Origin of the sequence: Aidingimonas lacisalsi (assembly GCF_008079445.1) — a bacterium.
GTDB lineage: Bacteria > Pseudomonadota > Gammaproteobacteria > Pseudomonadales > Halomonadaceae > Aidingimonas > Aidingimonas lacisalsi.
In genome coordinates this window covers 183074-203768 of the sequence record NZ_VRYH01000003.1, presented here as the reverse complement: position 1 = coordinate 203768, position 20695 = coordinate 183074, and the positions used below count along the sequence as shown (strand labels likewise).

The window sequence follows — 20695 nt, the reverse complement described above, 5'->3', positions numbered from 1 at the left end:
CCCGGTTGCGTCATGGCATCTGTTGCCTGAGGTTAATACTACGCTCGATGGCCGTCAGGGCATCGAGTTTCTCTACCAACTCGTCGTTTTCATTCGCCAACTGATTGCGGCTCGCTTCGCTGGTCGCCAGTTGTTCATTGAGGCTACGTCGACCTTCCAGTTCATTGAGCCAGTAACGTAGCAGGGGCTGAAGGTCGCTCGGTGCCGCATGCAGATCCGACTTGAGCAACTCGGACGCAGCATCCCACTGCTGTTCGCTGCCCCAAGCGAGTACCATGGCACGAGCCAGGCGATCGCTCGGTTCATCTTCGTCCAGTTGGCCTAGCTTCTCTTCACGCCATTCACTATCGGAACGCTGGGACGCCAGGCCGAAATCGATCCAGGAATCCACCAGACAGTCGTTATCGTCCAGAGTAGGAATCTCGCCATCGCAATGGGCGGGAACGACCATCTCTTGTTCGGGTTTCGTCTCTTCCAGGTTGAGGGGAAACCCTTCACATCCCGTCAGCGATACGGCCGCTAACGCGATCAGTAACACGCGATATTGCATGATTCATTGGTTCCTTGCGTCGACGCTTTGTGAATCTACCGTCAAGGACGGCCTCGTATCGGCTCCCACGGATTGCGATTCGGCAGGCAACCAGGGCAGCGTCAGCCGGAAGCACACCGGCATACGGTCGTCATCGACCAGTTCCAGACTCCCTTGCTGAGAAGCAGCGCAGTCGGCGGCCACCGACAATCCGATACCGGAGCCTTTCAGCGGCCCCTTGCGTTTGACGCGCCCTTGGTAAAAAGCTTCAAAGAGTCGTGGACGATCGGCATCAGCGATTGCATCGCCACTATTGGCCACCTCCACGACCAGGGAATGCCCCCGGTACTGGGCCCGAATTTCCAGATAACCGCCATCCTCGCCGTAAGCAATGGCATTTGACAACAAATTATCGAGAATGCGTCCCGTCGCCGCACGATCGGCTTGCCATTCCAGTGGTGCATCGAACCAGATCACCTGCATGCCTTTATGCTCCAGAGCCAATTGATGCTTGGCCAGCAGCTCCTTGACGACGGTTGCCAGGTCGAAACGTTGGCCACCCGGTGAGCTCTTGTGATGTTGCAACAGGTTGTAATCGAGCAACTCCTCGATCAGGTTCTGCAACTCCTGACTGCTGCGGTCGATCAGGTCAACGATTTCGCGCTGGCGAGGCGTCAATTCACCGGCCACACCGTCATCGAGCAACGCCGTCCCCTCACGAACGCTAGCGAGTGGTGTCTTGAGCTCATGCGACATGTGCCTGAGAAACTGCTGCTTCTGCGCCTCGAGCTCGGATAGCCGAGATGACAGCCAGTCCAGTCGATCGCCCAGGCTGACCAACTCCGCGGGTCCCTGGATCGGCACGGGATCGGGTTTGGTTCCTACGCTGCCCAGACTCAGGATACGGCGCTCGATCTGACGCACCGGTCGATTGATCAACCATGAGAACAGCAGCATGAGCGACAGACTGGCCGACACCAATGCACCTGTCTGCAACCAGACCCGCGTCTGAACGGTACTGGCGCGATCACGAATCGAGTCGATACGGTTGTCTATCTGGGAGTTGGTAGCCACACGTACGGCGTCGGTGTGCTGAGCGAAGGTCGAGAATTGCGGTAATGCCTCACGAAACTCTTCAATAGGCAGTTCAGGCAACTGCTTGAGCTCCTCGACCTGGCGGTCGAGCGCGGCAATGTTGGGGTTGTCAGGCAGTAGGCGGCGCTGCTGGTCGAGAAGTTCACTGAACTCATCCAACCGATCGGAAAAAATGTCGAGCAATCCTTCCTGTTCGACAACGGCGTACTGCCTGGCACTACGTTCCAACTCCAGTGCCAATGTCGATAACGTACGCGCACGACGCGTCTCTTCCACCGCCTGGCGCGCACTCACGTCCGCCAGCCGTGTAAGTTCCGACAGTGCCTGGCTGGCCTGAAACATGAGAATGCCCAGCGGCAGCATGACCGCGATAAAGGCAAGCAGTACCAATTGCCAGAGTGAACGAGGTCGCCAGCGGCGAGAAACCTGGGTGGTCATGACAATCGTTCTATGTAGAAGGTGAATATGCGAAGTCATGGATTGATTCACTCAGGATAACAGACTCTTTCCCGGACCGTGGTGCTAGTTCATTCACCGATCGTCATGGCTCAGGCACGATGGTAGACAGCTGCGCAAAAAAAGAGGGCCGGCAAGGCCGGCCCAAGGTACGCAGGGAACTGAAGGGTAAGAGAATATCGTGCTGCCTTCGCCTGGTCGAAAGACTTCACCAACATCCCCTCATGGGCCCGAGGCCCCGAAGCCGCACAGTAGAGTCATAGCTCACCAGGTGCTCTCTACTGTGCACGGACGGCGTACCATCCGGCTTCTTCGGTTTAGTGACGCCGCCGTGGCGTCGTCACTGAAATTCGATCCCCCGAAGGGGAGAGGCATCCTTGCCAGGGCATCCTTGCCCAACCGGTACACATCCTTGCCAGTCGGCGGTACCTGTCTCATCGCAACCTAAGTCACACATCGCGTGGAGCAGACGCTGGTCGAATCGATTGGGTAGGACGCACAGGGTGGTGTTAACCTGCCCTTTCGATGTCGACCGAGAAACGATTCGAGCCGTAATGAACCGTTTCCCTGTTGCTCGCCCTACATGTAGCGATCACTGTGCCAATAAACTATAAATCCATTTAAATCATATAGTTAAAAAACATGACATTGGCATTATTACCGCCATAGTCCGAGACAATCTGAGATTACTGGGACGTTACCCGCCCATAATGTCGCCACATGGCAACACCATTTTGCTTCCATCTGCTATTTGCTTATAAATCAGAAAGTTAAATCGTCTCTAATTGGAGACAGTTAGTTTCGAGGTGTAGGCCAGCACCAACGCATACGATAACGGACGCCATGGTTCAGAGGCCGTCCGGTAGTCGTCATCGGTATGCAAGAAGGTGCTGAAAGATGGGTCAGGTCAGAGACTTGAGCAAGATTTTCGACTTGCGCGCCTGATTGTAGGTATCCCGTTTGAGGGGAGGTAGGTCGGCAATATCCGCTTGCTGAAAGCCATGTTCGACAAACCAGTGGCTGGTATGAGTGGTCAGCACGAACAGTTTCGTCAGTCGGTAGCGCCGGGCGCGTCGTTCGATCTCGGCCAACAACATCTCGCCCCGCTTGCCACCCCGGTAATCATCATGGACTGCGACACATGCCAGCTCTCCCATCGCATCGTCGGGAAACGCATGCAATGCGGCACAACCAACGATCATTCCGTCACGCTCGATGACGACGTAGTCGTCGATCTCGTGTTCGAGCCGCTCGCGTGAACGAGCCACCAGCATCCCCCGCGTTTCGAGCGGTTCAAGGAGTTCCAGCAGACCGGCAATATCGCCGAGCTCGGCAGGTCGCAACTGCTCATAGCGATGCTGAGTGATCATGGTGCCGACGCCGTCGCGAGTGAACAGCTCACCGAGTAGGGCGTCGCGGTCACGCCACGACACCAGGTGAGTGCGTGCCACCCCATGTCTGGCGGCTGCGCAGGCAGCCGACAGATGACGAGCCAGTTCACTGCCGATCGCCGCCTGACGACGCTGCGGCTCGGCCTCCGCCGGGCTCATCTGGCGCAGCAACCGACCTTGATCGTCGTGGAGGCCTTCGGCATCGCCAAGCAAAATCAGCTTATCGGCCTTGAGCGCGACTGCGACTTGCTGGGCGACTTCTGCCGCATCCAGATCAAAGACTTCACCGGTGCTGGAATATCCCAAGGGAGGCAGTACCGGCATGACTCCCTGATCCAGCAGGCCTTCTATCGCTACGGCCCGCACCCGACGCACTTCACCGCTATGGTCGAAATCGATGCCATCGCGTACGCCCAGTGGCTTGGCCATGACCAGATTGCCCGATACGGCCGTGAGTTCAATGCCATGCAGCGGCGTGTTGGGCAGCCCTAACGACAACCGGGCTTCCAGCCATAAGCGCTGTTCGGCAGCGACCCGCTCGACCCGCGACATGACTTCATGATCAGCGATCCAACGTCCTTCGTGGCGAGACGGTTCGATATTCGCGTCAACCAGCGCAGACTGTACCTGAGGGCGGATGCCGAAGACCACGACCAGCCGCACCCCCAGGGTATGCAGCAATGCCAGATCCTGCACCAATTGCTCACCATGATCACAGGCCATCCCCTCGCCTTCGATGAGAATGACGAACGTTCGCCCACGGTGAGCATTGATGTAGGGCGATGAATGGCGGAACCAATCAACGAAGGGTAACGCGGTATTCAAGAGCCTGACTCCGGCACGACGAGTGAATCGGAAACGACGAGTGTAGCAAAGGAGCCTTGGTCGCGGCACTACCGGCAGGCGGCGGCGGATCAATGAATCAGCAGCGCCGACTTGTCACTGCCTGCTGGTAGCTCAAACAGCGCCGTGTCGTACTCATGGTTCGACACTTACCGTCTCTACCCGTCTGCCCACATCCGATAGAGGTTGCTCTTGGCCTTCAGGAGTCGGTCGAATGCAGGCGTTTTCCCTTGCGCCTCGAAAACGGCTCGAGTGGCTTCATCAAGATCGTACAGGATATCGCGTTTGGCAGCGTCGCGGACCCAACTGGTGACCCAGCCGACGACAGCCAGGCGCTCGCCCCGAGTGACGGGTTCCACCCGGTGCAAGGCGCTGGTGGGATACAGTACTAAATCACCAGGCGCCAGACGCAGGACACGCTCTTCGATGGCATCCTCGATCACTAGCCCTCCACCGTCATAGGCATCGAGTTCCGACAGAAAGAGGGTGAAGGACAGATCGGTACGGCTGCCTTGCATGATGGGATCGTCGACATGGGATCCATACTCCATGCCGGGACCATAGCGTGACAGCAACAGACGTGCGAAATGGCGCGGTCGGGCCGCACTCCGAAAGACATCATGATGATTCAATGCCGTCTTGACCTTGGTCAGGATGGCATCACGTTCAGGCGCGGCCCCCGCCTGGGTATTATGTTTCACGTCGCGGGCATAGCGCCCTGCGGTCTTTCGACCATCGTCATACGTCAAGGTATCAGCGGCCTCTCGCAAGGCCGCCACTTCATACGGGTCCAGCACATTCCCGATGATCATCATGCGAGTCAGTCCATAGCAATGACAGCAAGTTCCATACGTGCCGCAGCGCCGAACAACAGGCTGGGATCCGGTCTGGTGATATCATTGCCTTGCAGGTCGCCGTAGGCCTCCTTGACGGCGTCGATCTGTTCCAGGATCTTCCCGGCGGCTTCCCCGGCAGCGGCATCATCGCTATCAGCCCACTTGCCTGCTTGCTCTTCAACAGTGCGCAGGAAACCCCAGCTGTCCTGATATTCATGGAGGTTGTCGATCGAGCCATCATCCGCAATCGCGACATCGTACTCCTGTGCCGCAACACGAGTCAGCGCTGCCAGGCCCATCAACTGATCGCGTGCCGTGCCGGAGGAGTCGGCTCGTACCTCATTGACGCCCGCGATGACTTCATCGAACAGACGGCGAACCTCAGCGACGTCAGCTTCTTCTTCGGCGGCGGCACTCAGCTCCAGAAGGCGGTCTTTCAATCCACCAAAACCACGTTCCTGCAGGGGTTCAGCCACTGCATCGTATTTTTCCTCGATGGGGTGGCCCATGTGAGTCTTGGCGGCTTCCAGATCACCGGCTTCATACAGCGCCATACCGGCTCGCAGATGGCCGGTCATGAAGCCAAGATCCCGCATCAGGGAAACTTCCGGCGCCAGACTGGCCCCACCGCCTTCTCCTTCTCCTTCTCCTTCACCCTCGCCTTCTCCACCGCTTGCACCGGCACCTTCGCCCTCACCTTCAGCGGACGCCAGGAGCAAGCTATCGGACGCATTGCCACCCAGTGGTGCCGTGTCGGAATCAGCTTGGGCTACGTTACCCAGAGCAGTGGCAGCCAGTGTGCCTACGGCCAGCACGCGACGTGCATTCACGATACGCCGGGGTTTCCTGTTTGGATCCGTCATGACTCATCTCTCCCAATGACAATGAAACACACTCTCATTTGAAAAAGTATCACGACGCGCATGATCCAACAAGTTGATAATCATTTACGTAGCGCGAATCAGCCGAACATCCCCTTGAGCATGAAAAAGAACAGTATCGCCAGAGCCGCTCCGGCCGGCAGGGTGATCAACCATGACATCACGATGGTGCCGATGACGCGTAGGTTAAGTGCTGCCATACCCCGCGCCAGCCCGACCCCCAGTACGGCACCGACCAGTGTATGGGTCGTGGAGATCGGTAAACCGGTTCCCGACGCGAGCACCACCGTGGTTGCGGCTGCCAAAGTGGCGGCAAAACCGCGGCTTGGTGTGAGCTCGGTAATGCCGGTGCCGACGGTGGCGATGACTTTATGACCGTAGGTCACCAGACCGACCACGATGCCGCCGCCGCCCAGTATCAGAACCCACCAGGGCACTAGCGCTGCCGTGTCGACGGCACCCTCGCTCTCGACCACGCTGATGACTGCCGCCAACGGCCCGACCGCATTGGCTACGTCGTTGGAGCCATGGGCGAACGCCATGGCACAGGCCGTAAACAGCATCAAGACGCCGAAGACGCGTTCGACCCCGCCGAAACCGAACGTATCCTGCTCTGCTTGCTTGTACTCGAGCCGCCGTTCCCGCACGATGCCCAAAGCCATGATTGCCAGGCCCATCAAGATGGAGATCAGAAAGCTCGCACCAAAGCCGATATCCAGCCCGACATGCTTGAGCCCTTTGGTGAAGGTGACCATGGCCACCACGAAACCAACCAGGAAGATGTAGCAAGGGACATAGCGCTTGGCAGCGGCAAAGGGATCGTCGTTCTCGAAGATCAGGTGCTGGACCGTCTTGAATAACATGAACGCGATCGAGCCGGACATCAGCGGCGATACCACCCAGCTCGCAGCGATCTGGCCAACCTTGCCCCAACCAACGGCTTCCATTCCCAGGCCTACGGCACCGAAACCGACGATCGCGCCGACGATGGAATGCGTGGTCGATACCGGCCAGCCACGGTTGGACGCGATCAGTAACCAGATCGCTGCCGCCAGGAGTGACGCCAGCATTCCGTAGATCAGCAATTGAGGATCATCCTCAAGTAATGCGGGATCGATGATACCCTTGCGAACGGTATCGGTAACCTCACCACCCGCCAGCCAGGCGCCGAGGAACTCGAAGATCACGGCGATGATGATCGCCTGCTTGATAGTGATTGCCCTGGAGCCCACCGAGGTGCCCATGGCATTGGCCACATCGTTGGCTCCCACGCCCCAGGCCATGAAGAAGCCGAAGGCACATGCCAGGATGAGGAAAATATCGCCGTGTTGCGCAATGATCGACATAGGGACGGTTCCTATGAGGTTGTCGGTCAGGAATGAAGCACCCAGAAACGAGACGCCCGCCGGGACGGCGGGTGTCAGATCAACGAGCGGTCAGAATTTGCAAGCGGCTGCCCACACGTTCAGCGCGATCGGATAATTCCCCGATCCAATCGATGATCTTGTAGAGGAAAATCACTTCCACCGGCGGAAGTTCGTTCTCCAGTTCAAAGAGTTTCCGGCGTATCGTGATTTGCTGGTCATCGGCTTGATGCTCGAGCAGGTGCAACTCGCGGATCAGATTCTGCATGACGTCGGACACATTGCGTCCGAACCCGGATTCCAGCAAATCCTGCAACTCTTCCAGCGCCTTGCGGGCTTGTGACACGGATGCAACCGCCGTCTGGAGGTACTCACTCATCGGCGTTGCCAATGGCTCGGGTACCTGCATGCAACGTCCCAGCATGATGCCGGTGATATCGCGTGCCTTGTTGGCGATCTTGTCCTGTACGCTGATCAGATCGAGCAGATCCGACCGAGAGACCGGAAGGAACATCGTGTTGGGAAGGTTGAGGCGCAAATCGGTCTTGAGTTCATCGGCCTCATGTTCGAGACGAGTAATCGCTTCACGATGACGTGAGGCCTGTTCCCAGTCGCCGTCGAGCGTGGCCTTGAAGAATGGCACCAGCTCATCGGCACATTCGCTCGTCTTGACGATGTGTGCCAGCAATGGCTGGAATGGCGAACGGCCGAACATCGCCGAAAAGGGATTGGAAGTTACCATAACGTTCTGTCATACGCTTGAGGAATGGCGGCGTCAGTATAGTGATTGACGACGTCATCGTCATGAAAAATTCATATAAGATTCACGAAAATTTTACCGACTGGATACCATCGCCATGAGTCAGGAAGTCGAACTGAAACTCGCGCTCCCCCCTCGGGCTGCTGCTTCACCGACTGATGTGGTCTGGTTGCAAGGCATCGACAGTGAACGCAAGCGACTAGGCAATACTTACTTCGACACACCACAGGGAGCCTTGCAGGCGGCAAAAGTTGCCCTGCGGATACGTCGAACACCCACGGGGTACGTACAGACCCTGAAAACCGCTGGCGATGCCAATACCGGACTCACGGTACGAGGCGAGTGGGAGTGGCCGATCGAAGGCGAGACCCTGGATCTCGACAACCTGGCGTCACTACCACCCTTCCAGACCTTCGGCACCGATGTGCTCGAGGCCCTCGAACCACGCTTCACGACCGATTTCGAACGTACGACCTGGCTACTCGAGGACGAGAAGGGGCGCATCGAGCTGGCCTGGGACAACGGCGAAATCCGGGCAGCGGGACGCCGCTTGCCGATCCATGAAATCGAACTGGAACTCAAGGAAGGTCACCCTGACAGTCTGTGGTCTAGTGCAGACCACTTGGTTCACGCGGTGACACTGAGACCGGCCTCGACCAGCAAGGCAGCACGAGGGACTTCACTGCTGACCAACGACTGGACGCTGCCGCCCTGCCCCGATCATCCTGCCGGCCAATTTTCCTGCGCGATTGCGGCGCTGGACGCCGCAACGGACAGTGGCCAGACTGGCTTTCAAACGCAGGCCCAAGCGATACTGAGCCGGCTCGCGGAACGTGACGATGACGCTATGACGGCCACGATTCGCCGACTATCGGCGTCGCTCGCGGAGGCACTGAAGAAAACGCCGTGGTTAACCCGAGAGTCGGGACAGACGGCCCTGGCATTGTCACGGGCAATATATGACATCCAACGCTGACGGCGTCGACTTCACTAAGGAGCCCATGCGTGTTGCCGCATCTGAAACCTGCTGGTGAAGGCCTGCGTACGCGGGTCTTCCAAGTGATATTCGAATCCGACACGCCAATGGCGAAGGGCTTCGATATCGTGTTGATGGTGTTGATACTCGCCAGTGTCGCCGTGGTCATGCTCGATAGCGTGCCCGTCTGGCACGCAGCGTATGGCCCGGTCTTTTACTGGGCCGAGTGGGGATTCACCATCGTGTTCACCATCGAGCTGGCGGTGCGTGTGTACTGCCTGGAGCGGCCCTGGCTCTATCTGAAGAGCTTTTACGGCATCGTCGATATTCTGGCCATATTGCCGACCTGGCTACTGCTGGTGGTCCCTGGTGCCCAGTCGCTGGTGATGGTGCGTATCCTGCGTGTGCTGCGCATCTTCCGTGTCTTGCGGCTGATGCAGTTCGTCGGTGAGGGACGGCTGCTGGTCGAAGCGCTCAAGCGCAGCTCGCATCAGATTCTGCTGTTCCTGTTCACGGTATTCATGCTGGTCACCATTTTCGGTTCGCTGGTTTACCTGATCGAACCCGATGACGCCGGTTTCACCAGCATTCCCCGCGCCGTTTACTGGGGTATCGTGACCCTAACCACCGTCGGCTATGGTGACATCACACCGGTGACTCCGCTGGGACAGTTCATCTCGATGGCGGTGATGCTGCTCGGCTATTCGATCATCGCGGTGCCGACCGGCGTCTTTTCGGCCGAGGTGATTCGCTCGATCCGCGCCGACCGCTACTCCGACGAAGCCTGCCCCGGTTGTGGCTACGACCGACATGAGCACAAGGCGCGCTACTGCCTGCGTTGCGGTACCTGGCTGGATGAAGACACTCCGGATCCGCGTACCCGGGAAGACGATGCGTCCGATGCCGAGGAGACATAGGGCGCATCGCACTGGCTTGGGAACCATCACAGTTGAAACGGGGTCACGTTACCTCGGCCCTGACGCACGATAGTCGGCGGTAGCTCCCGCAGATCGATGACACTGGTGGGGTCGAGATGACAAGCTCCTCCATCGATCACTAGATCCAGATGCGCGCCGTAACGCTCCCGAATCTCCTCGGGGTCGGTCATCGGCAGTTCTTCACCGATCGGGATCAGGGTCACGCTCATCAGCGGCTCACCCAGTGCCTCCAGCAGCGCTTTCGCAATACGGTGATCGGGGACGCGCACGCCGATCGAACGACGCTTGGGGTGCAACAACAGGCGCGGCACCTCGGTCGTGGCATTGAGAATGAAGGTATATGGACCGGGCGTATACGTCTTGAGCAGGCGGAAGACATCATTGTCGACCTTGGCATAAGTGCCGATCTGGGACAGATCCGAGCATACGAGAGTGAAATTATGCTTGTCGTCCAGCGAACGCAGCCACTTGATTCTCTCGATGGCCTTCTTGTCACCCAGGTGGCACCCCAGGGCATAGCCGGAATCGGTCGGATAAGCAATGACTCCACCGTTACGGATGATGGCCGTGGCCTGATCAATCAGCCGCTTCTGTGGCGTTTCGGGATGCATCTGGAAGAATTGGCTCATGGTCTCTCCTTGCGTCCATCGGAACATGGCTCTTACCAGCATAAGAGAGAACTGGTGGCCTCGGCCATGTAGTAAGAGTGACTGGCGACATGATCATCGCCATGAGGCATCACGTCCTTCTCGCACCGGCCCCGGCGTACTGGCTCAATGTCGGGTGCGACCAGACCGGTGCCAATGCCGTACGTGGCAACGGGCTCATGGTTCCGGGCGCTATGGGCCCACCGGAAAAATGGAAGTCGCTTCCCAAGGAGCCCAACATGGCGCGTGCGTCGAGCTGCCGGGCAAGATCCCGAGTCACATCCGGATTCTGGAATCCGTTGACCAACTCGGCGGCTTCCCCTCCCGCTGCCAGAAAATCATCCAGCAGTTGTCCCCGCTTGCGTCGCGTCAGGCCATAACGCAAAGGATGCGCCAGGACCGCCACGCCCGAGGCACTGCGAATCCATTCCACCACCTCGGAGAGGTAGGGCCAATGCATTTTGACGTCTCCCCGTTTACCGGCGCCGAGGTGCTTCTTGAAGGCACTAGCCATGTCCGGTACCAATCCGGCATCCACCAGGGCGCGAGCGAAATCGGGGCGGCCCAGCGGCCGCTCGCCCCCCGCCTGTTGTTGCGCCCGTTCCAGCGCATTCGACAACCCCACCCCTTCGAGACGGCGGGCAATCTCCTGCGCCCGTGCACGCCGTGCCTCGGACTGACGGCGGAGACCTTCGACCAGGTCACCCTGCGCGCCCTCGGGCAACAGACCGACGACGTGAATATTGACGCCCCGCCACTGGCAGGATAGTTCCGTTGCGGGCATGACCTGAAGACCCAACGAGCTGGCCGCTGCCTCGGCGGCCTCGACCCCCGCCATGGTATCGTGGTCGGTCAACGCAATATGGGTCAGTCCACGCTGGTGACAGAGCGCTACGAGCTCCGCCGGTGACAAGGCACCATCGGACGCGGTGGAATGCATATGCAGGTCGATGCCCTGGGCGTCGACCAATGAATCGGTCAGAGCGTGAGAAACGGTCATTGGCATGACGCCGACAGGCGTCTTTGTCAGAATAGGTTCGTTATGGTGCGCGCCCCACTGATTGGGGTCAATGTCTTCAGTGGGGACGCATGTCCCGGTGTGCTCTACCTGAACGAGGAAATTCAGCAATGCTTTACGCAATCATCAGCGAAGATGTGGCAGATAGCCTTGACAGGCGCATGGCGGCACGACCCGACCATTTGGCGCGTCTCGAAAAACTGCGAGACGAAGGACGCCTGATACTCGCCGGCCCACACCCCGCCATCGATGCCGAAACGCCTGGCGATGCCGGCTTCAGCGGCAGCCTGGTAGTCGCCGAGTTCGATGACCTCGAATCTGCCCAATCATGGGCCGATGCCGATCCGTTCGTAATCGCGGGTGTCTACTCGAAGGTGACGGTGAAACCCTTCAAGAAAGTGCTTCCCTGAACGCGACGACAGCATGCCAACACGGAGTTTTCCACAAGCGCTTTCTTCACAGTGACTGTGGAAAACTCTGTTGAAACACGGCGGACGCATTCACCGGTCCGAGAATTAGCGCCGCTTCTCTTTCATCGTTCAAATATTGATCAACATCAGGCCATGTCGAATCCTTATGCCCTCCCCCCGCTGGCCGCCCTGGACACCGCGACTCTCGCTTGGCGCCGGGACGATACGGAGCAGGAGGCGCCCCACTCGACCGTCTTCGATGACGTCTACTTTTCCCGTCACGATGGTCGTGCCGAAGCCGAACACGTCTTCTTGCATGGCAATGATCTCCCGCAACGCTTTGCGGCCTGGACACGATCACGCCCCTTCACCATCGCCGAAACCGGGTTCGGGACCGGACTCAACATGCTGTGTGCCTGGACCTGTTTCGAGCGGCATGCCCCCGCCAGGGCGCGCCTCCATCTCGTATCCACAGAGCGTTACCCATTGCGACGAGAGGATCTGGCTCGCGCACTCACAGCCTGGCCCGATATCGCCGCGAAAGCCAAGCGACTGACCGATCAATGGCCCGATCCCGTCGCTGGTGTGCACCGACTTTGGCTCGACGACCGAGTCATCCTGGACCTGCATTTTGGGGACAGTGTGACACGCCTGGCCCAACTCGACGGTCGTGCCGATGCATGGTTCCTGGACGGTTTCGCTCCTGCCAGGAATCCCGACATGTGGCAGGCACCTCTATTCGAGCTCATGGCACGCAAGAGCCGGGCGGGCGCCACCTTCGCAACCTTCACTTGTGCCGGCGTGGTCAAGCGCGGTCTCAAGGCAGCAGGCTTCGACTGGCACAAACGGGTTGGCTACGGTCGCAAGCGCGAGATGCTCGCCGGTGTCATCGATGCACCGCGCGACGACACGACGCGAGACGCGACCCCCTGGTACCGTCCTCCTCAAGCCAAGCCACCTCATCATGTCGTGGTCATCGGTGCGGGGCTGGCCGGCACCACAGTCAGCCACGCCCTGGCTCGCCGCGGCATCGAAGTGACACTGCTGGATAGGCACGCGCCGGGGGCAGGCGCGTCGGGCAACCGCCAGGGCGCGCTCTACATCAAACTGGCTGCCGATACCAACCTGCAGAGCCACATCTATCTCGCCGGCCTGATATATAGCCAACGCTGGCTGGCCGAACTCGATCCCGACCGGACGCTATGGCAGGACTGTGGCGTCCTGCAACTGGCCACGTCCGACCGTGAGCGGCGTCGCCAACAGCGATTCCTTGCCAATCATCCTCTGCCGGCGGAGATCGTAAGGCCCGTCGATGCCTCGACAGCGAGCGAACTGGCCGGAACGCCGCTGACCCATGGCGGGCTCGATTATCCGCAGGCGGGTTGGGTACGACCGGATGCCTTGTGCCATCATCTGGCGGCCATGCCCGGCGTGACGTGGCGACAAGGAGACGTCGATGACCTGGTGAGGACTCACGAGGGCTGGCGAGTGTCATTGACGGATGGCGCTGCACTGTCGGCCGAGCATGTGATCGTCGCCACCGCCTGGCAGGCGAATACCTTTCGCGACCTCTCGTGGCTGCCCTGCCAGCCGATACGCGGCCAGATATCCTCGTTACCCTTGCCATCAGGCATGACCGAGCTCCGTCGGGTCGTATGTGCAGGCGGTTATGTACCACCCGCCTTTGATGGCCGACTGACTTTCGGTGCCACTTTCACACCCAATGACGCGGATGCACGACCACGGCCCGCCGACCACGAAGCCAATCTGACCGAGCTGGAACGTACCCTGCCCGCTTATGTCGCCGAGTTGCACGGAGCCGGTGCGCTGCTGTCACCTGACCGACTAACGGCGCGCTGCGCCATTCGTGCTGCCAGCCCCGACAAGTCGCCCTATGCCGGCCCGGTACCGGAAGCGGACACCTGGCGCCAGGCCTACGCGACACTGGCCAAGGATGCAACGCGGGTTCCGCCGGTTAGCGGTCGGTATCATGAAGGCCTCTGGGTGACGGCCGCCCATGGCTCGCGAGGACTCGCAAGTGCCCCGCTGTGCGCCGAGGTGATTGCATCGCGACTATGTGACGAACCCATGCCCCTGGAGAGTTCACTCAACGATCACTTGAATCCCGGCAGGCGCCTGATTCGAGACATCATACGGGGGCATGATTGATTACTCGTGACGCGTCAACGCCGCCAGCGCCTGGCGATCACGGCAACGATAGCTGAACGATGGGCGTCCGACTTGCCCATAATGGAAGGACTCCTCGAGCATGCCTTGTTCAACCAGGTATTTGAGGTACTTACGTAACGATACCCGGGACATACCGGTTGCACCATGCAGGGCATCGGTCGCGAAATGCGTTTCACCCTGCGACAACACCGCATCCGCTACCTGAGCCAGGGTCAAGGGGGTGAGACCTTTGGGCAACCCGTCATGGCGCAATGACATCGATCTTCGCGGCGGCTTGAAGAGAGAATCGATATCGCGCTGCGCCACCCGTTCGGGTAATGCCGCCAGTGCCGTTCGTGACTGTGCACAGACCTGAACGGCCTCCTGGAATCGCTCGAAGGTGAATGGTTTGACCAGATAATCGCTGACTCCCAAGCGCCGAGCCGACCGCACGGTATCCATCTCGTCGGCAGCGGTGATCAGAATGACATCTTCGTCACGGCCGCGTTTACGCAACCACGACATGATCTCTAGGCCGCTGCGGTCACGCAGATAGATATCCAGCAGAATCAGATCGACCGTTTCCCGCTCCAGGACTTCCTGAGCGTGGGGAACATTCTGACAACACGCCACGACGGTCATCCCCGGTATACGCTGTAGATAATCGATGTTGAGCCGCATGACCATGGGATCATCTTCGACGATCATGACTCGCATCGCTTAGTCCCCCCGGTCTGTATGAGTTGAAGACACATAAGGCAACTCGACCTCCACCAGGGTGCCTCGGCCTGGCGCCGAGTAGAGTGACAATCGCCCCTCCCGGGCATCGAGTCGGTCTTGCACCAGCGCCAGCCCGAGTCCCCGGCCCTCGCCTTTGCTGGAAACATCTCGCTCCAGAATGCGCTCCTGCTCCGCAGTGGCAATGCCCTTGCCGGTATCCTCGACCTGGAGCGACAGCACCGATTCGTCGAGCGACAGCGTTAGCCGCACTCGGCGACGCTGTTGGTCGTCGAGCGCTTCGAAGGCATTCTCCAACAAGTTGCCGATGACAGTGACCAGAGTATGCGTCAAATCGGTATCGACAGGTGGCGGCAACGGCGTCTCGATATCCACCTCGCACAGGATTCCTCGCTCGCTGGCTTCGCTACGCTTGCCCAACAGAAAGCCGGCCAGCACCGGATCACGCAGGCGCGTCGCGATACCTTCATCGTCGAGGCGATGCTGATCGCTGAGTTCTCCCAGATACTGACGCAGCGACGTCAGATCACGGCGTTGAACCAGCCCCAGAATCACGTGCAAGCGATTCTTGAATTCGTGACTGGCAGCCCGGAGTGCTTCCGCATAACGGCGGACGCCCGTCAGTTCCTCGGCCAGTCGCTGAACTTCGCTCTGCTCACGCAACGTGGCCAGAGCGCCGACGACATGCCCTCCTTCCAGAATGGGAACACGGTTGGCGATCACGACACGCCCGTTGAACGTGACTTCCCGATCCAGAATCTGACGACCACTGATCAATACATCGACGAGTCCGGTACCCGGCAGACACTCTTCGACGTGATGACCGGGCACGGGAATAGCAATACCGGCTTGCACCAACAGCCGTTGCGCCGCCGGATTGACCAGGGTCAGGCGCTGGTGTGCATCGATGGCCAGAATCCCTTCATGCACCGACTCCAGCAAGGCGCGATGCTCCCGGACCAAACGTGCGATCTGGTCGGGTTCCAGCCCCAGCAGTACACGCTTGATGAAGCTAGCCAGTAATGAGGCCGCGACAATGCCCAAAGCCATCAAGGCCAGGACCCCCAGGACGACACGCTGGCGGTTATCCGCTATCAGCGATGTCAGAGAATCGAGCGTCACCCCGACCGCCACGGCACCAATGGTTTCGCCATTGTCGTCATATACCGGGGCAAACCCACGGATACTCGTTCCCAGAGTGCCTTGCGATCGTGAGGCATAATGGTCTCCAGCCAGTGCAGCGCTTTCATCGCCCCCAACGAACGGTTCCCCAATGCGCTTGGGATTGGGATGCGTCAGGCGGATACCCTGCTTGTCCATCACCACCATGAAATCGACATCCAGTGCACGACGAAGTCCATCGACATCGGCTTGCAGTGCGCTATCGGACCTCGCTGCATTCGCCTGTAATGCTCGACGCACACTGTCACGTTCCGCCAGGCTGCGTGCCAGATCGGTGACGCGCGTCGCCTGATCCTGCTCCGCTGTCTCTCTCAACTGGACCGTGAATAACCACAAGGCCACGCCCAGCGACAGCACCACCATGAGTGCCGCCAGTAGTGAAATCAGAATATTCAGTCGTGGTCGCAAACGCTTCACCCGGGTGTTCCGATCATCCTGTGCTCGACGCCCCTATTTCATCAGTTTTTAGACCAAGGTGGTATTGGCTAGTCCAGCCTGCTCTGACGTCACGCCAGGCAGCGCTTTCAATAATGACAAAACAATTTACAAACTTCGCCAATCTTGGTCACGACGGCTCAGCACTTATCCTGCCCACACCCAAGCTATCCCTGAACGGCCAAGAGGCCGACCGCTTATCCTGACAGCGGCGGCTCGAAGGAGACGCCATGAATCATACCCTGACCTCTACTGCCAAACGCACTGACAATCGCCCAAGCTGGCCACGCGTTGCGGGCATGCCGGTGCCCGCGTTTTCCCTCATGGCCATAGTCTTGCTGGCCGCCATCTATACCGACTCCTTGCCAACGGGCATGATTGGCGGTCTGCTGATCATGATGATCTTCGGTGAGGCCCTCGGCTTCGTTGGTGACCGCATGCCGATCGTACGTACCTACCTGGGCGGAGGTGCCATCCTGGCTATCTTCGGTGCTGCGACGCTGATGTACTTCCCGGTGATGCCGGATAGCGTCAACACGACGGTCACCGATTTCATGAAAGGCGGAGGCTTTCTCAATTTCTATATCGCCGCCCTGATTACCGGCAGTATCCTGGGCATGGATCCGAAAGCACTCGTGCAAATCGGTACACGCTACTTCGTACCGATTATCGGTGCGGTGATTGGCGCCGTCGTATTAGCCGCACTCGCCGGTATGTTGGTCGGTTTCAGCATCGGCGATGCCGTGCTGGTGATCACCTTGCCGATCCTTGGTGGCGGCATGGGAGCGGGTGCAGTGCCGATGAGCCAGATCTATGAACAGTTGCTGGGCCAGCCGGCCAGTTATTATATTTCGCTGTTGGTGCCTGCCCTGGCGCTGGGCAATGTCTTCGCCATTGTCTTTGCCAGCCTGCTCGCCAAACTCGGTGAACGCTATCCCAACCTGACCGGCAATGGGCAGATCATGGCCGGGGTCGAGCTCGAGGATCACCAGCCCCAACTGGATCTCGGTGCCCTGGGTATCGGCGTTATGCTGTCCTTGGGATTTTACGTTAGCGGGCAACTGCTCGGCCAGTTGGTTCCACTGCACCCTTACGCCTTGATGATCATTCTGGTCGCCCTGTTCAAGATCACAGGCATGGTGCCACAAACGCTGGCAGACGCCGCCAGCCAGTGGTATGGCTTCGTCGCCCGGAACTGGACGTTTGCCTTGTTGTTCGGTATCGGTGTGGCCTATACGGATCTGGGCACAGTGATCGAGGCCCTGACACCCACTTATGTCATGATCGTCTTCGCCGTGGTGACGGGAGCCACTCTGGGCGCTGGCCTGCTCGGCAAGTTGGTAGGCTTCTACCCGATCGAGTCGGCCATTACGGCAGGGCTGTGCATGGCGAACATGGGCGGAACCGGAGATGTCGCCGTGCTTTCCGCAGCGCGGCGCATGCAGTTGATGCCTTTCGCGCAAATCTCTTCGCGTCTTGGCGGCGCGTTGATTCTGTTGATCTCTGGGACGGGGATCCCGCTGCTACTGTAACCCGACATCCCGCCATTTCCCCTGGGTGGGCTCCTCCATGCCCCCCAGGGAGCCCGCCGCCGACATGATGACGCTATCCTTCTTCGTCATCGCCGACATCACGACCGAAAGCTCGCCACTGCGTCAGTGTCATCACTTCGGTCATCTCCGTCTGAAGATCGTGAGCGATCAACAAGTCGCCGCGCTCCAGCTGTCGCTTGAGCTCACGGACCCAACCACGCATGCCGTCGCCGGTATCGGTCGTGTCATAGCCCTCGCGAGTCACGAAGGCTTCCAGTAGTGCATCCAGCGTCTCGCCTGGCAGCATGGTATGGGGTACCTCGACGAAACGTCCGCTCATGTCTGACTCTCCCATTCATTGAGTCGTTCGATGAAACTCGCCTCATCCAGCACGTCGACACCAAGCTCTTCGGCCTTGGCCAGTTTGCTTCCGGCGCCGGGTCCCGCAACGACACAGGCGGTTTTCTGCGAGACGCTACCTGACACCTTGGCTCCCAGCGCCTGAAGACGCGCCTTGCCTTCATCGCGCGTCATGGATTCCAACGTGCCGGTCAACACCCAGGTCTGGCCCGTCAGCGGCTGCGGACGCACTTCGACGACGCTCTCCGCCCAGCGCAGTCCTGCCCGTCTCAGGTCATCGATGGTCGCGCGGTTATGCGGTTGCTGGAAGAAAATATGGATATGTGCAGCCACCACCGGCCCGACATCGTCCACGGTTTCCAGCGATGCCTTGTCGGCCGCCATCAGCGCCTCCAGCGTGCCGAAATGTCGGGCCAGATTGGCAGCAGTCGCTTCACCGACTTCGCGGATCCCCAGTGCATAGATGAAGCGCGGCAGTGTCGTGTCCTTGGACGCTTCCAGCGCATTGACCAGGTTCTGTGATGACTTTTTGCCCATGCGTGGTAATTCGGCCAGCTGATCGACGGTCAGACGGAACAGATCGCCTAGCGATTCGACCCAGCCCTTGTCGACCAGTTGATCGATGAGTTTCTCGCCGAGACCATCGATATCCAGTGCTCGGCGGCCGGCAAAATGCTTCAACGCCTCCTTGCGTTGAGCGCTGCAATACAACCCGCCGGAACAACGGGCCACCGCTTCGTCTTCGAGACGCTCGATCTGGGAACCGCAGACGGGACACCGTTCGGGAAAGACAATCTCCTGTGCCGTGTCGGGTCGCCGATCTTCCAACACGCGCACCACCTGGGGGATGACATCACCGGCTCGTCGCACTCCGACCCAGTCGCCGATTTTTACACCGAGACGTGCGATTTCATCTGCGTTGTGCAGGGTCGCGTTGGACACGGTCACGCCCGCCACGGAGACCGGTTCAAGGCGCGCCACAGGCGTAATCGCACCAGTACGACCGACTTGAAATTCGACATCGTTGAGCTGAGTAATCTGCTCCTGGGCTGGAAATTTGAAGGAGGTCGCCCACCGCGGTGCGCGGGCAACGAAGCCCAGTTCCCGCTGCAAGCGCAGGTCATCGACCTTGATCACGGCACCATCGATATCGTAGCCCAGCGCGTCGCGGCGCTCGCCGAGCCAACGGCAATAATCGATCAACCCGTGCGTGCCCTTGACCACCTGCCACCCCGGACTGGTGCGAAAGCCGTAGCCTTGCAGGCGCTCCATCAATGCCGAATGGCTGCCCGTTGTCAGATCCTCATCGAGTCGAGCCACTTGGTAAGCGCAGAATTCCAGCGGGCGGGTCGCCGTAATGCGTGGATCGAGTTGACGCAGGCTGCCTGCAGCAGCGTTGCGGGGATTGGCGAAGACCTTATCGCCATGCTCTCGAGCACGTGCGTTGAGAGCCTCGAACCCCTGGTGGCTCATGATCACCTCGCCACGAACCTCGAGCAGACCGGGGACTTCATCACCGCGCAGTCGCAGAGGAATCGAGCGCAGCGTCCGCAGATTGGTGGTGATACCTTCACCAGTGCGACCATCGCCACGCGTCGCGCCACTGACCAAAACGCCATTTTCATACACCAGCGCGACAGCGGTTCCATCCAGCTTGGGTTCACAGCAGAACGCGAGCTGTTCAGCATCCCGTTCCAGCCGTTCGCCAAGGCGTTTGACGAAAGCGGCCAGCTCTTCTTCATCGAAGGCATTATCCAACGACAACATGGGTACGGCATGCTCGACTTCGGGGAAACCATCGGCGGGTGCTGCTCCGACACGTTGGGTCGGCGAATCCGGCGTCACCAACTCAGGATAATCGGATTCGATCTCCTGAAGACGACGTAACATACGATCATACTCGGCATCGGGAATGGCCGGTTCGTCGAGCACGTAATAGCGGTAGTTGGCATCTTCAAGCTCGCGGCGCAGTCGCGCAACGTCGTCGAGCGTGTCCTTGTCGGGCTGGGTCATGCGATCCTGTCTCGGTCGAAGGGGTAAGCCGTAAGCCAACGATTCTTGATATTTGCCCGGAAGAAAACAACCCCGTGAATGTGTCACGAGGTTGGTTTCCTCACTGCTTCACGCGACTGGTT

Annotated in this window: 18 protein-coding genes; 5 read left to right on the top strand and 13 right to left on the bottom strand. The window is 59.3% G+C overall.

What is annotated here, in order from left to right:
- Window positions 1-10 precede the first annotated feature (10 nt).
- The 7 genes from FVV99_RS07135 to FVV99_RS07100 all read right to left on the bottom strand — a co-directional run bounded on the left by FVV99_RS07135 (window position 11) and on the right by FVV99_RS07100 (window position 8137).
- Window positions 11-550: a hypothetical protein gene (locus tag FVV99_RS07135; protein WP_148253376.1), complete on the bottom strand. Its 540-nt coding sequence runs from the start codon at window positions 548-550 to the stop codon at window positions 11-13.
- Window positions 551-553: 3 nt separating this feature from the next.
- Window positions 554-2062 (bottom strand): sensor histidine kinase, encoded by a 1509-nt coding sequence (locus FVV99_RS07130; protein ID WP_148253375.1) that lies wholly within the window; start codon window positions 2060-2062, stop codon window positions 554-556.
- A gap of 920 nt (window positions 2063-2982) precedes the next feature.
- Entirely contained in the window at window positions 2983-4296 is a 1314-nt protein-coding gene (gene argA / locus FVV99_RS07125; protein WP_148253374.1) for an amino-acid N-acetyltransferase, read from the bottom strand.
- Between the two features lie 176 nt (window positions 4297-4472).
- Window positions 4473-5129: a Fe2+-dependent dioxygenase gene (locus FVV99_RS07120; protein ID WP_148253373.1), complete on the bottom strand. Its 657-nt coding sequence runs from the start codon at window positions 5127-5129 to the stop codon at window positions 4473-4475.
- A 5-nt stretch (window positions 5130-5134) separates the two neighbouring features.
- Complete coding sequence (locus tag FVV99_RS07115) at window positions 5135-6013, bottom strand: hypothetical protein (RefSeq protein WP_201745048.1); 879 nt, start codon at window positions 6011-6013, stop codon at window positions 5135-5137.
- 98 nt (window positions 6014-6111) lie between these two features.
- Window positions 6112-7377 (bottom strand): inorganic phosphate transporter, encoded by a 1266-nt coding sequence (locus FVV99_RS07105; protein WP_148253370.1) that lies wholly within the window; start codon window positions 7375-7377, stop codon window positions 6112-6114.
- Between the two features lie 79 nt (window positions 7378-7456).
- Entirely contained in the window at window positions 7457-8137 is a 681-nt protein-coding gene (locus tag FVV99_RS07100) for a TIGR00153 family protein (protein ID WP_148253369.1), read from the bottom strand.
- A gap of 115 nt (window positions 8138-8252) precedes the next feature.
- On the opposite strand from FVV99_RS07100, the gene FVV99_RS07095 reads away from it, so the two are divergent.
- Window positions 8253-9131: a CYTH domain-containing protein gene (locus tag FVV99_RS07095; RefSeq protein WP_148253368.1), complete on the top strand. Its 879-nt coding sequence runs from the start codon at window positions 8253-8255 to the stop codon at window positions 9129-9131.
- A gap of 32 nt (window positions 9132-9163) precedes the next feature.
- Complete coding sequence (locus FVV99_RS07090; RefSeq protein WP_407921336.1) at window positions 9164-10048, top strand: ion transporter; 885 nt, start codon at window positions 9164-9166, stop codon at window positions 10046-10048.
- A 26-nt stretch (window positions 10049-10074) separates the two neighbouring features.
- On the opposite strand, the gene FVV99_RS07085 is transcribed toward FVV99_RS07090, so the two are convergent.
- Together FVV99_RS07085 and FVV99_RS07080 are read right to left on the bottom strand one after the other, a co-directional pair.
- Window positions 10075-10698 (bottom strand): L-threonylcarbamoyladenylate synthase, encoded by a 624-nt coding sequence (locus tag FVV99_RS07085; protein WP_148253367.1) that lies wholly within the window; start codon window positions 10696-10698, stop codon window positions 10075-10077.
- Between the two features lie 109 nt (window positions 10699-10807).
- Complete coding sequence (locus FVV99_RS07080; RefSeq protein ID WP_148253366.1) at window positions 10808-11716, bottom strand: PHP domain-containing protein; 909 nt, start codon at window positions 11714-11716, stop codon at window positions 10808-10810.
- 128 nt (window positions 11717-11844) lie between these two features.
- On the opposite strand from FVV99_RS07080, the gene FVV99_RS07075 reads away from it, so the two are divergent.
- Together FVV99_RS07075 and mnmC are read left to right on the top strand one after the other, a co-directional pair.
- Window positions 11845-12144 (top strand): YciI family protein, encoded by a 300-nt coding sequence (locus FVV99_RS07075; RefSeq protein ID WP_148253365.1) that lies wholly within the window; start codon window positions 11845-11847, stop codon window positions 12142-12144.
- A gap of 153 nt (window positions 12145-12297) precedes the next feature.
- Complete coding sequence (mnmC, locus tag FVV99_RS07070) at window positions 12298-14313, top strand: bifunctional tRNA (5-methylaminomethyl-2-thiouridine)(34)-methyltransferase MnmD/FAD-dependent 5-carboxymethylaminomethyl-2-thiouridine(34) oxidoreductase MnmC (RefSeq protein WP_148253364.1); 2016 nt, start codon at window positions 12298-12300, stop codon at window positions 14311-14313.
- Here mnmC and FVV99_RS07065 read toward each other — a convergent pair whose 3' ends face one another.
- Together FVV99_RS07065 and dcuS are read right to left on the bottom strand one after the other, a co-directional pair.
- Window positions 14314-15030, bottom strand: coding sequence for a response regulator (locus FVV99_RS07065; protein ID WP_148253363.1), 717 nt, complete (start codon window positions 15028-15030; stop codon window positions 14314-14316).
- 3 nt (window positions 15031-15033) lie between these two features.
- Window positions 15034-16650, bottom strand: coding sequence for a DcuS/MalK family sensor histidine kinase (gene dcuS, locus FVV99_RS07060; RefSeq protein ID WP_201745047.1), 1617 nt, complete (start codon window positions 16648-16650; stop codon window positions 15034-15036).
- Between the two features lie 248 nt (window positions 16651-16898).
- Here dcuS and FVV99_RS07055 point away from each other — a divergent pair, with 248 nt between their 5' ends.
- On the top strand, window positions 16899-18200 hold the full coding sequence (locus tag FVV99_RS07055) for a 2-hydroxycarboxylate transporter family protein (protein ID WP_148253362.1): 1302 nt from the start codon (window positions 16899-16901) through the stop codon (window positions 18198-18200).
- Between the two features lie 73 nt (window positions 18201-18273).
- Here the strand turns inward: FVV99_RS07055 and FVV99_RS07050 are convergent, their stop codons facing one another.
- Both FVV99_RS07050 and ligA read right to left on the bottom strand, forming a co-directional pair.
- Window positions 18274-18540, bottom strand: coding sequence for a YheU family protein (locus FVV99_RS07050; RefSeq protein ID WP_148253361.1), 267 nt, complete (start codon window positions 18538-18540; stop codon window positions 18274-18276).
- Complete coding sequence (gene ligA / locus FVV99_RS07045; RefSeq protein ID WP_148253360.1) at window positions 18537-20573, bottom strand: NAD-dependent DNA ligase LigA; 2037 nt, start codon at window positions 20571-20573, stop codon at window positions 18537-18539. Before ligA ends, FVV99_RS07050 begins: the two co-directional genes overlap by 4 nt.
- Between the last annotated feature and the right edge of the window lie 122 nt (window positions 20574-20695).

Bases quoted from the DNA above. Each gene is read 5' to 3' on its own strand.
- FVV99_RS07135 (WP_148253376.1), bottom strand. From the start codon at position 550: ATGCAATATCGCGTGTTACTGATCGCGTTAGCGGCCGTATCGCTGACG.
- FVV99_RS07130 (WP_148253375.1), bottom strand. From the start codon at position 2,062: ATGACCACCCAGGTTTCTCGCCGCTGGCGACCTCGTTCACTCTGGCAA.
- FVV99_RS07120 (WP_148253373.1), bottom strand. From the start codon at position 5,129: ATGATGATCATCGGGAATGTGCTGGACCCGTATGAAGTGGCGGCCTTG.
- FVV99_RS07115 (WP_201745048.1), bottom strand. From the start codon at position 6,013: ATGACGGATCCAAACAGGAAACCCCGGCGTATCGTGAATGCACGTCGC.
- FVV99_RS07105 (WP_148253370.1), bottom strand. From the start codon at position 7,377: ATGTCGATCATTGCGCAACACGGCGATATTTTCCTCATCCTGGCATGT.
- FVV99_RS07100 (WP_148253369.1), bottom strand. From the start codon at position 8,137: ATGGTAACTTCCAATCCCTTTTCGGCGATGTTCGGCCGTTCGCCATTC.
- FVV99_RS07095 (WP_148253368.1), top strand. From the start codon at position 8,253: ATGAGTCAGGAAGTCGAACTGAAACTCGCGCTCCCCCCTCGGGCTGCT.
- FVV99_RS07085 (WP_148253367.1), bottom strand. From the start codon at position 10,698: ATGAGCCAATTCTTCCAGATGCATCCCGAAACGCCACAGAAGCGGCTG.
- FVV99_RS07080 (WP_148253366.1), bottom strand. From the start codon at position 11,716: ATGACCGTTTCTCACGCTCTGACCGATTCATTGGTCGACGCCCAGGGC.
- FVV99_RS07075 (WP_148253365.1), top strand. From the start codon at position 11,845: ATGCTTTACGCAATCATCAGCGAAGATGTGGCAGATAGCCTTGACAGG.
- mnmC (WP_148253364.1), top strand. From the start codon at position 12,298: ATGTCGAATCCTTATGCCCTCCCCCCGCTGGCCGCCCTGGACACCGCG.
- FVV99_RS07065 (WP_148253363.1), bottom strand. From the start codon at position 15,030: ATGCGAGTCATGATCGTCGAAGATGATCCCATGGTCATGCGGCTCAAC.
- FVV99_RS07055 (WP_148253362.1), top strand. From the start codon at position 16,899: ATGAATCATACCCTGACCTCTACTGCCAAACGCACTGACAATCGCCCA.
- FVV99_RS07050 (WP_148253361.1), bottom strand. From the start codon at position 18,540: ATGAGCGGACGTTTCGTCGAGGTACCCCATACCATGCTGCCAGGCGAG.
- ligA (WP_148253360.1), bottom strand. From the start codon at position 20,573: ATGACCCAGCCCGACAAGGACACGCTCGACGACGTTGCGCGACTGCGC.